Consider the following 10,057-nt stretch of genomic DNA (forward strand, 5'->3'; position numbering starts at 1 on the left):
GTCGGCCACCACCACCGCCACCTTGTGACGGCGCAGCAGGCGCATGCAGGCGGGATCGCAGAAACTGGCGTGGCGCACCTCCAGCGCATGACGGATCGGCCGCTTGCGATCGATCGCAAGCGCACTGCGCCCGTGCATCAGCGCGCTGTCGCGTTTGCGCGCCAACGCCAGTGCGGCCTCGCTGTCGCGCGGCAGGCTGGCGAGAAATCCATCGAGCAACCTGGCGTCGAAGTGCAATGTCGGCGGCAGCTGCCACAGGATCGGCCCCAGCTTGGGGCCCAGTCGCAGCACCCCGGAGGCAAAAAAATTGGCCAGCGCCTGCTCGCAGTCGCGCAGGCGCTTCATGTGGGTGATGAAGCGCGGGCCCTTGACCGAAAACACGAAGTCGTCCGGCGTCTCGTCATGCCAGGCCTGGAAGCTGTCCGGCCGCTGCAGCGAATAGAACGAGCCGTTGATTTCCACGCTTGGAAAGCAGCGCGCCGCGTATTCGAGCTCGCGCCGCTGCGCCAGGCCGTTGGGATAGAAAGTGCCGCGCCAGCGCGGATAGCGCCAGCCGGAAATGCCGATGCGGATAGCCATGCACCCAGCATTTCGTCTGTGCCGTGGAGGAGGCGTCTAGCCGCGCTGGACCGTGCGCGCGGGTGAGGGCATCTGTGCCCATGGCGGCGACAGTGCCTGGATCTGTGCAAACACCGGGCAATCGGGGTGATGCGCACCGGGCAGGTAACCCAGGCTCATCAGGAATTCGCCGGTGATCTCGCCACCGGTAAACCGGAAGGTCTTCTTGAACAATTTGACCCAGGCGGGCTTGTCGCGCGGATGCTGTGCATCCAGCCATTGCGCAAAGCTGCCATGCGTGCGGCGCAGCGTCTGGATGACCTGGGCGTTGTGGATGGCTGCCAGGATCTTCAGACGATTGCGGATGATGCCGGCATCGTTCATCAGGCGAGCGATATCCGCCTCGCCATAGGCCGCGACCGTATCCACGTCGAAGCCGGCATAGGCCCGCTGGAAATTGCCGCGCTTGCGCAGGATGGTCTCCCAGCTCAGGCCGGCCTGGTTGATTTCCAGCACCAGGCGCTCGAACAGCTCGCGCTCGTCGCGTTGTGGAAAGCCGTATTCGTGATCGTGGTAATGCCCGTGCACCGGATGGCCGGGGGCGATGCTGCAGTAGCCGCTCATATGGTTGCCCGTGGCCGCGGGCGCAGGCCGGAGCGCGGCCGCGCGTGGACCGCTTCGGCAGAGGGCGCCCGTGCCGGCAGCGGGCGACGCCGTTGGCCCACCAGCGGCCCGGTTGCACCGCGGCGGCTGGCGTTCGCTGCAGGGAGGCGCGCGGTCGCGGTGACCACGCGGGCCTGGCGCGGCGGGCGCCTGCCCACGGGGCAGCAAAGGGCGGTAGGTGTGGTCTGCATTCGCGCTCCAGGGTCACGTCCGGGGCCAAGTATGGCAGCGGCTCTGCGCGCGGCGGAGCGAACGGCTAGAATGCGGGCATGTCCGTTGTTCCCACGCCGCTTGCCAACCAACTGCTGATCGCGCTTCCGGCGCTGTCGGACCCTACCTTTTCGCGCAGCGTCGCGCTGATCTGTCAGCACGACGAAAACGGCGCGATGGGAGTGCTGGTCAACCGCCCCTCCGAGTACACCCTGGGCGAGGTGCTGTCGCAGATGGGCATCGCGACCGAAGATGCGCAGCTGTGCGAGCAGATCGTGCTCAGTGGCGGCCCGGTGCACCCGGAGCGCGGGTTTGTCATCCACGACGACGCGCGCGAATGGGATTCCAGCCTGGAAGTGGGGCAGGGCGTGTTCCTGACCACCTCGCGCGACATCCTCGAAGCGATGGCGGCCGGCGAAGGCCCGCGCAACGCGCTGGTGGCGCTGGGCTGCGCGGGGTGGGGCGCGGGGCAGCTGGAGTTCGAACTGGGCGAGAACAGCTGGCTTACCGCGCCGTCGGACGCCAACGTGCTGTTCGCCACCGCGCTGGAAGATCGTTGGCAGACCGCGGCCGGTCGCATCGGCGTGGACCTGTTTCGGCTGACGGATTACTCCGGGCATGCCTGAGGCGGGCACCATCCGCCCCGATGGCACGGTGCTGGGCTTCGACGTAGGGTCGCGCCGGATTGGCGTGGCGGTCGGTACCGCGCTCGGTGCCGGTGCACGCGCGGTCGCCGTCGTCCAGGTGCATGCCAGCGGCCCGGACTGGGCGGCGCTGGATCGCGTGCACAAGGAATGGCGGCCCGACGGCCTGGTGGTTGGCGACCCGCTCACGCTGGACGACAAGGACCAGCCTGCACGCAAGCGGGCGCATGCCTTTGCCCGCGAATTGCGCGAGCGCTACGCGCTGCCGGTCGTGCTGATCGACGAACGCTCCAGCTCGGTCGAAGCCGCGCAGCGGTTCGCCCGCGAACGTGCGGACGGGCGCAAGCGCCGCCGCGATGCCGAGGCGCTGGACGCGATGGCGGCCGCGGTGATCGTCGAACGCTGGTTGGCCGCGCCTGACCAAGCCACTCTTCTTCCCTGACACTCCCGACCTGCGATGACCACCATGCAACTCGATTCGGACGGACGCCTGCGCCACCTGCTCACCCTGGAAGGACTGCCGCGCGCGACATTGCTGCAACTGCTCGACCGCGCAGGTCAGATCCGCGATGCCGCGGTCGGCCGCGTCGGCAAGCGCAGCGTGCTGGCCGGCACGGCGGTATGCACCCTGTTTTTCGAACCGTCCACGCGTACGCGCAGCTCGTTCCATCTCGCTGCACAGCGGCTGGGCGCGGACGTGCTCAACTTCGATGCGTCCACGTCCTCCACCCGCAAGGGCGAGACCGCGCGCGACACCTTGAAGAATCTCGAGGCGATGGGCGTGCGCGGGTTTGTGGTGCGCCACCCCGACGATGGCGCGGTGGAAGCGCTGGCCGCCGCGGCGGGCGAGGGAACTGCATTGATCAACGCCGGCGACGGCCGCAGCGCGCACCCCACCCAGGGCCTGCTCGACATGCTCACCCTGCGCCAGGCCAAGGGCACCGACTTTTCCAAGCTCAAGGTGGTCATCGTCGGCGACGTGAAGCATTCGCGCGTGGCGCGCTCGGACCTGCATGCACTGCGCACCCTGGGCGCCGGCGAGATCCGCGTGTGCGGCCCGGCCAGCCTGTTGCCCGATGACGACATGCTGGACGGCTGCGTGGTTGGTCAGGATTTCGATGCCATGCTTGAAGGCGCCGATGCGCTCATGATGCTGCGCCTGCAACGCGAGCGCATGGAAGAAGGCTTGGTGCCATCGCTGGAGCACTACCACAGCCAATACGGCCTGACCCGCGAGCGCCTGGCGCGCGCCGGCCGCGATGCTGCCGTGCTGCACCCGGGCCCGATCAACCGCGGCGTTGAAATCACCGACGACGTCGCCGACGGCGCGCAATCGTGCGTGCTGCGCCAGGTCGCCAACGGCGTTGCCGTCCGCATGGCGGTACTGGAAACCCTGCTCGGTTAAGCGTTACCGGCAACGCGGCCGCCAACTAGCGCGGTCGCGTCCGGCGTGTGAAGTCGTCATGGCAAACAGACAGAGTCTTGCCACCAAGTGCGCCCCGAAGTCCGCTCTTACGATTCCCGATTCCCGATTCCCGATTCCCGATTCCCGAATCCCGAATCCCGAATCCCGAATCCCGAATCCCGAACGCGAGCACCACGCCATAACACCCGCTCGCCTATCGTGGCGGTCCCTTTCATCGCAGGAGACCGCAATGGGTATTTCGCGTCACGCCACCGCTCACTGGGAAGGCGACCTCAAGACCGGCAAGGGCCAGCTCAGCACGCCGCAGAGCGGCTTGATGGACAACACCCGCTATGCCTTCAGCAGCCGCTTCGGTGACGAGAAGGGCACCAACCCCGAAGAGCTCATCGCCGCAGCGCATGCTGGGTGTTTCACCATGGCACTGTCGGCGCAGCTGACCGAAGCGGGCTTTCCGCCCACCTCACTGGATACCCGTGCCGACGTCGACCTGTCGATGGAAGGCGGCCCGCAGCTGTCGCAGATCCGTCTCAAGCTCACTGCCGTGGTACCGGGCATCGACGAAGCCAAGTTCCGTGAGCTGGCCGATACCGCCAAGAAGAATTGCCCGGTTTCCAAGGCGTTGAGCGCGGTGCCGATCAGCCTGGAAAGCGAGTTTTCCAACTGACCGGCAGCAGGCTGCGCGGCGCCGGTACAACGTGCCGGCGCACGCAGCTGGCGGCGACCTGAATAGGGCTTTGGCCGCCCGGGCCGGTTCAGGGCGGTTTCACCGCAGCAGGCCGAGCATCGGCAGCGTGTCCTCCCTGTGAAGCTGCCGCAATGAAAACTCTTGTGCTTGGTGCTCTGGTAATGGGTCTGGCCGTGGCGGGCAACGCCACAGCGCAGCGCTACGACAGTGGCTACCGCGACACCTATCGCGGCGGCTACGAGGACGGTCGTTACGAATATGCGCGCGTGGTGCGCGTGGACCCGATCATCGTGTCCGACTCCTACAACGAACGCAGCAGCGAACGCTGCTACAACCGGCCGTCCGACGGCTACTACACCAGCAATGACGGCTACTATCGCGATGGTGGTGGCTATGGCGGGCCGAATGCGTCCAATCGCGGGGTCGCCAGCGTGATCGGCGGTATTGCCGGTGCGGTTCTCGGCAGCCAGGTGGGCGGCGGCAATGGTCGCCTGGTCGGCACTGCCGTGGGCACCATGGCCGGTGTCGCGGCGGGGCGTTCGATCTACGAGGCCAACCACCGCACCTATCAGGGCAATGTGAGCGTGTGCGAGCCGGTGTCGTACCGCACCACCCGCGAGCGCGTGGACGGGTATGACGTGACCTATGAATATGCCGGCCGCACGTACCACACCCGCAGCGATTACAACCCGGGCGACCGGATCCGCGTGCGCGTGGATGTGCGCCCCGACTGACAACGTGCGGTGTGGCGAATGCGAGAACGCTGCGGGAGACCGCAGCGTTTTTTTATTCCTGCGAGGTGCCAGGGAGCGCAGATCCAGTTTTCTCCTCGCAGGCGACGTTCGATCCTGTCGAATCTCGCCACGTCTGCTTGCTGACGATGCAGCGGCGATCGTGTGCAACGCGACGCGTCGAGCCTTCTTCCCGGCTTGGCGACGCTCGCCGCAGCCGGCACCCGGCTACGTCGCCCGCCCAGCTTCGGCCGCGCTCAGGCCCAGTCCAGGGTGCCGCGAATCACCGTCTGGACCTGGCCGCCCGACCACACGGCACCGTCGCCGTCGATGCGCAGTTCCAGCAGGGCATCGAAGCCGATTTCGCGCCCCTGGCTGACCACGTAGCGGCGGTCCTTGCCGGGCAGTGCGTGGCGGCTGTCCAGCCAGGCGGCGAGCACGGCATTGGCCGCGCCAGAGGCGGCATCTTCAAAACGCCGGCCGTTGCCGACAAAGGCGCGCACGGCCAGATCGTGCGCACCGGCGGTGGCGGCGCGCGCATACGCAAACACACCCATGCTGCCGGTGGATTCGGCCAACGCGGCGATCGCCTCCCACTCCGGCTGCAGGCCGCGCAGCGCGGCCTCGCTGGCCAGTTCCACCACCCACCAGGTGCGGCCGCCGTCCATCAGTGCGGGCGGCAGGGTACCCAACGACCAGCCACGCAATGCGTCGCGCAGGCGCGGGTCATCGGCCTGCACCTGCTCGGCGACGCGCGCGCGCGGAGTGCGGATGGCGATGCTGCGGTGGCCATCGATCTGCTCCACGCGTAGCGGCAACTGGCCGGCGATGCCGTCCTGCACCAGCACGCCGTCGTCGGGCGCGGCCAGGCCGGCTTCCAGCACCGCGTGGGCGGTGCCGACGCTGGGGTGGCCGGCAAACGGCACTTCCTTTTGCGGGGAAAACATCCGCAGCCGATAGCTGCTGTGCGCATCCGGCGCCGCAAACACGAAGGTGGTCTCCGGCAGCTTGGTCCAACGTGCGATGGCCTGCATCGCGGCATCGTCCAGGCCTTGGGCATCCAGCACCACCGCCAGCGGGTTGCCGCTGCCGGGGCGGGCGGAGAACACATCCAGTTGTAGAAAACGGCGGGTGGTCATGGTGGCGGCTCCGCGAACAGGGCGCGGCAGCTTACCAATCGATGCGGCCTTCGATCACTTGCCTGGTCGTTCCGCCGATCCAGACTTCGCCTTCGTGATCCACCTCCAGGTGCACACGGCCGTCGCGGCCGACTTCGCGCCCCTGGCTGGCGACATAGCGCGATGCCTGGCCCGGCACGCGGCCTTCGCCGTGCAGGCGCGCGGCAATGCAGGCGTTGGCGCTGCCGGTGACCGGATCTTCCGGGATGCCGTCGCCGGGGCAGAAGGCGCGCACCACCAGGTCCGCATCGCCCCCGGCCTGCGGCGCGTAGATGGCCAGGCCGGTGGCTGCGCTGGCCTGGGTCAGGCGGCTGATCGCCGCCAGATCGGGCATCGCCTGGCGTACCGCCTGCGCGTCGGCCAGTTCCAGCAGCCACCAGCCGGGGCCGTTGTTCCACAGTGCGGCCGGGCGTTCGGCCATGCGCAGGCCGGCGCAGGCCTCGTGCAATGCCGCAACATGCGCATCGCCGGTTTCGACTGCTTGCGCATGCGGTGCCCGCAGCCGCACCAGCAGGGCACCGTGCCGGTCGATCACCTCTACAGGCAGCACGCCGGCAGCGCATTGCTGGCGCATCCGGCCATCAGGCTTGAACGCCACTAGCCCGTGCGTCGCCGCCGCCCACGCAGCGCCGACGCTGGGATGGCCGGCGAACGGCAGCTCGGCGCGTGGCGTGAAGATACGGATGTGGTAATCCGCATCGGGCGCGCTGACCGGCAGGAAAAAGATCGTCTCCGACAGGTTCAGCCAGGCGGCCATCTGCTGCATCTGCTCCGACGACAACGTCTGCGCATTGAGGACCACGCCCAACGGATTGCCGTGGCCGTCCTGGCCGCCGAACACATCCAGTTGCAGGTAGCGGTGCTTGCTCATGGGGCATGGATCTCGGTCGATGGAAGGCGCGTCGATGGTTGCAGCGCAAACCGTTGCGGTGATGGCCGTGGCCGCCGGCAGGCTGTGACCGTACACGGGGTCATGCGGGCGACATTGGCAGTAGAATCGGAGGTTCCGCCCGGCGTACCGGGCGTCTTCCCTCGCATCCTAAACGCCTATCTCCATGTCAGCTCCCCACTCTACCGATCGTTGGATCGTCCTCAAGTTCGGCGGCACCTCGGTGTCGCGTCGTCATCGCTGGGACACGATTGGAAAACTGGCGAGCAAACGGGCCAACGAGACCGGCGGCCGCGTGCTGGTGGTGGTGTCCGCGCTGTCGGGCGTGACCAACGAACTCACCGCGATTGCCGATGGCGCCGTCAACAGCGCGCAGCGCGTTGCAGCGCTGGAGCAGCGTCATCGCGAGTTCCTGGCCGAGCTGGAACTGGATGCCGATGCAGTGCTGGGCGAGCGCCTTGCCGCGCTGCATGCATTGATCGGCGACGCGCGTGCGGCAACCCGCACGCTGGACTGGCAGGCCGAGGTGCTGGGGCAGGGCGAGTTGCTGTCTTCCACCATCGGTGCGGCGTATCTGCATGCCAGCGGCCTGGACATGGGCTGGCTGGATGCGCGCCAGTGGCTGTCGGCGCTGCCGCCGCAGCCCAATCAGAGCGAATGGTCCAAGCGCCTGTCGGTGTCCTGCCAGTGGCAGTCCGACGCCGACTGGCGCGCGCGTTTCGATGCGCAGCCCACGCGCCTGTTGATCACCCAGGGCTTCATTTCGCGGCACGCCGATGGCGGCACTGCGATCCTGGGGCGTGGCGGTTCGGATACCTCGGCGGCGTATTTCGGTGCGCTGCTCGGCGCCAGCCGGGTGGAAATCTGGACCGATGTGCCCGGCATGTTCAGCGCCAATCCAAAGGAAGTGCCGGACGCGCGCCTGCTGACCCGTCTGGACTATTACGAAGCGCAGGAAATCGCCACCACCGGCGCCAAGGTGCTGCATCCGCGGTCGATCAAGCCATGCCGCGATTCCGGCGTGCCGATGGCGATCCTGGATACCGAGCGCCCCGATCTGCCCGGCACCAGCATCGACGGTAATGCCGAGCCGGTGCCGGGCGTCAAGGCGATCAGCCGGCGCAACGGCATCGTGCTGGTGTCGATGGAAGGCATCGGCATGTGGCAGCAGGTGGGCTTCCTGGCTGATGTGTTTACGCTGTTCAAGAAGCATGGCCTGTCGGTGGACCTGATCGGTTCGGCCGAGACCAATGTCACCGTGTCGCTGGACCCGTCCGAGAACCTGGTCAACACCGATGTGCTGGCGGCGCTGTCGGCCGATCTGTCGCAGATCTGCAAGGTCAAGATCATCGTGCCGTGTGCGGCGATCACCCTGGTCGGGCGCGGCATGCGTTCGCTGCTGCACAAGCTCTCCGACGTGTGGGCCACGTTCGGGCAGGAGCGCGTGCACATGATCTCGCAGTCGTCCAACGACTTGAACCTCACTTTCGTCATCGATGAAGCCGATGCCGATGGCCTGCTGCCGATCCTGCATGCGGAACTGATCGACAGTGGCGCGATGCCGGTGAGCGAAGGCGAGGTGTTCGGGCCGCGCTGGCGCGAGATCATCGGCTCGGTGCGCCCGCGGCCCACGCCGTGGTGGCATGCCGAGCGCGCGCATCTGCTGACACTGTCCAAGGCCGGCACGCCGCGTTACGTCTATCACCTGCCCACGGTGCGTGCGCGTGCGCAGGCGCTGGCGCAGATTGCGGCGGTGGATCAGCGCTATTACGCGATCAAGGCCAATGCGCATCCGGCGATCCTGATGGCGCTGGAACAGGCCGGGTTCGGCCTGGAATGCGTCTCGCACGGTGAGCTGCGCCGCGTGTTCGATACCTTGCCCGAGCTGTCGCCGCGGCGCGTGCTGTTCACCCCGAGTTTCGCGCCCAAGACCGAATACGAAGCCGGATTTGCGCTGGGCGTGACCGTCACCGTGGACAACGTCGAAGCATTGCGGCGCTGGCCGGAGGTGTTCCGTGGCCGCAACGTGTGGCTGCGCATCGACCTGGGGCACGGCGACGGCCATCACGAGAAGGTCAACACCGGCGGCAAGGCGTCCAAGTTCGGCTTGTCGTCCACGCGCGTGGATGAGTTCGTGGAAGTGGCGCGCACGCTGGAGGTCACCATCACCGGCGTGCATGCGCACCTGGGCAGTGGCGTGGAGACCGGCGAACACTGGCGGATGATGTACGACGAACTGGCCGGCTTCGCGCGCCGCATCGGCACGGTGGAGACCATCGATATCGGTGGCGGCCTGCCGATTCCGTACAGCGCCGAAGACGAACCGTTCGATCTGGAGCTGTGGGCCAAGGGCCTGGCCGAGGTCAAGGCGGTGCATCCGGGCTACCGGCTGGCGATCGAGCCGGGCCGCTACCTGGTGGCCGAAGCCGGCGTGCTGCTGGCGCAGGTGACCCAGGTGATCGAGAAGGACGGCGTGCAGCGCGTGGGCCTGGATGCGGGCATGAACACGCTGATCCGCCCCGCGCTGTACGACGCCTGGCACGACATCGAAAACCTCAGCCAGCTCGACGCGCCGGCCGATGGCAGCTTCGATATCGTCGGGCCGATCTGCGAATCGTCGGATGTGTTCGGCAAGCGCCGTCGTCTGCCTGCCGCCACTGCGCCGGGCGATGTGATGCTGCTGGCCGATGCCGGTGCCTACGGCTACTCGATGGCCAGCACTTACAACCAGCGCGAATTGCCGCGCGAAGAGGTGATCGATGCGCCCGCAGGCTGAGTTCATTGCACTCAGTACGCTGGCCGGTGGTGCTGCGATCGTGTTCGCCACCGCGCTGCAGCAACTGAGTTTGGGCATGCCGTGGAGCGACACCTTCAAATGGGCGCTGCCTGCGCTGGTCGCCGCCGGTATCGGCGCGTGGCTGGCCGGGCGTTGGCAACGTCGGCGCGATGCGCGGGTTCCCACGCGTCGCAGTGGCGGGATGGCGGTGCGCACGGTGTTGTTGAGCGCGCTGAGTTATGTGCCGGTGGTGGCGCTGTATCTCGCCGTCGCCTTCGCGGTGTCCGGCGATGCCAC

The 10,057-nt window shown here is 67.5% G+C and carries 11 protein-coding genes; 7 read left to right on the forward strand and 4 right to left on the reverse strand.

The window, feature by feature from the left end; all coding sequences use genetic code 11:
* Window positions 1-579 (reverse strand): DUF72 domain-containing protein (locus OZ10_RS19285; RefSeq protein WP_039566650.1); only part of this gene is annotated, 579 nt, incomplete at its 3' end.
* Between the two features lie 36 nt (window positions 580-615).
* Entirely contained in the window at window positions 616-1,182 is a 567-nt protein-coding gene (locus OZ10_RS19290; RefSeq protein ID WP_039404797.1) for a DNA-3-methyladenine glycosylase I, read from the reverse strand.
* A gap of 308 nt (window positions 1,183-1,490) precedes the next feature.
* Here OZ10_RS19290 and OZ10_RS19295 point away from each other — a divergent pair, with 308 nt between their 5' ends.
* From OZ10_RS19295 to OZ10_RS19315, 5 genes are all read left to right on the forward strand, one after another.
* Window positions 1,491-2,057: a YqgE/AlgH family protein gene (locus OZ10_RS19295; protein WP_039404799.1), complete on the forward strand. Its 567-nt coding sequence runs from the start codon at window positions 1,491-1,493 to the stop codon at window positions 2,055-2,057.
* Window positions 2,050-2,517, forward strand: coding sequence for a Holliday junction resolvase RuvX (gene ruvX, locus OZ10_RS19300; protein ID WP_039404802.1), 468 nt, complete (start codon window positions 2,050-2,052; stop codon window positions 2,515-2,517). Before OZ10_RS19295 ends, ruvX begins: the two co-directional genes overlap by 8 nt.
* A gap of 15 nt (window positions 2,518-2,532) precedes the next feature.
* Entirely contained in the window at window positions 2,533-3,480 is a 948-nt protein-coding gene (locus OZ10_RS19305; protein ID WP_039404804.1) for an aspartate carbamoyltransferase catalytic subunit, read from the forward strand.
* Window positions 3,481-3,730: 250 nt separating this feature from the next.
* Window positions 3,731-4,165, forward strand: coding sequence for an OsmC family protein (locus OZ10_RS19310; RefSeq protein ID WP_039404806.1), 435 nt, complete (start codon window positions 3,731-3,733; stop codon window positions 4,163-4,165).
* Between the two features lie 152 nt (window positions 4,166-4,317).
* On the forward strand, window positions 4,318-4,920 hold the full coding sequence (locus OZ10_RS19315; protein ID WP_039404808.1) for a glycine zipper 2TM domain-containing protein: 603 nt from the start codon (window positions 4,318-4,320) through the stop codon (window positions 4,918-4,920).
* Between the two features lie 254 nt (window positions 4,921-5,174).
* On the opposite strand, the gene OZ10_RS19320 is transcribed toward OZ10_RS19315, so the two are convergent.
* Together OZ10_RS19320 and OZ10_RS19325 are read right to left on the reverse strand one after the other, a co-directional pair.
* Window positions 5,175-6,056: a PhzF family phenazine biosynthesis protein gene (locus OZ10_RS19320; RefSeq protein WP_039404809.1), complete on the reverse strand. Its 882-nt coding sequence runs from the start codon at window positions 6,054-6,056 to the stop codon at window positions 5,175-5,177.
* 31 nt (window positions 6,057-6,087) lie between these two features.
* The gene (locus tag OZ10_RS19325; RefSeq protein WP_039404811.1) at window positions 6,088-6,966 is read right to left on the reverse strand and encodes a PhzF family phenazine biosynthesis protein; all 879 of its coding nucleotides are present in this window, start codon (window positions 6,964-6,966) and stop codon (window positions 6,088-6,090) included.
* Between the two features lie 184 nt (window positions 6,967-7,150).
* Here OZ10_RS19325 and OZ10_RS19330 point away from each other — a divergent pair, with 184 nt between their 5' ends.
* Window positions 7,151-9,760, forward strand: a complete 2,610-nt coding sequence (locus OZ10_RS19330; RefSeq protein WP_039404813.1) for a bifunctional aspartate kinase/diaminopimelate decarboxylase — start codon at window positions 7,151-7,153, stop codon at window positions 9,758-9,760.
* Window positions 9,744-10,057: membrane protein (locus OZ10_RS19335; RefSeq protein WP_039566653.1), on the forward strand; the 314-nt coding region annotated here is incomplete at its 3' end. The genes OZ10_RS19330 and OZ10_RS19335, both read left to right, overlap by 17 nt.

This window comes from Xanthomonas cannabis pv. cannabis (genome assembly GCF_000802365.1).
In the GTDB taxonomy this organism is placed as follows: Bacteria; Pseudomonadota; Gammaproteobacteria; order Xanthomonadales; family Xanthomonadaceae; genus Xanthomonas; species Xanthomonas cannabis.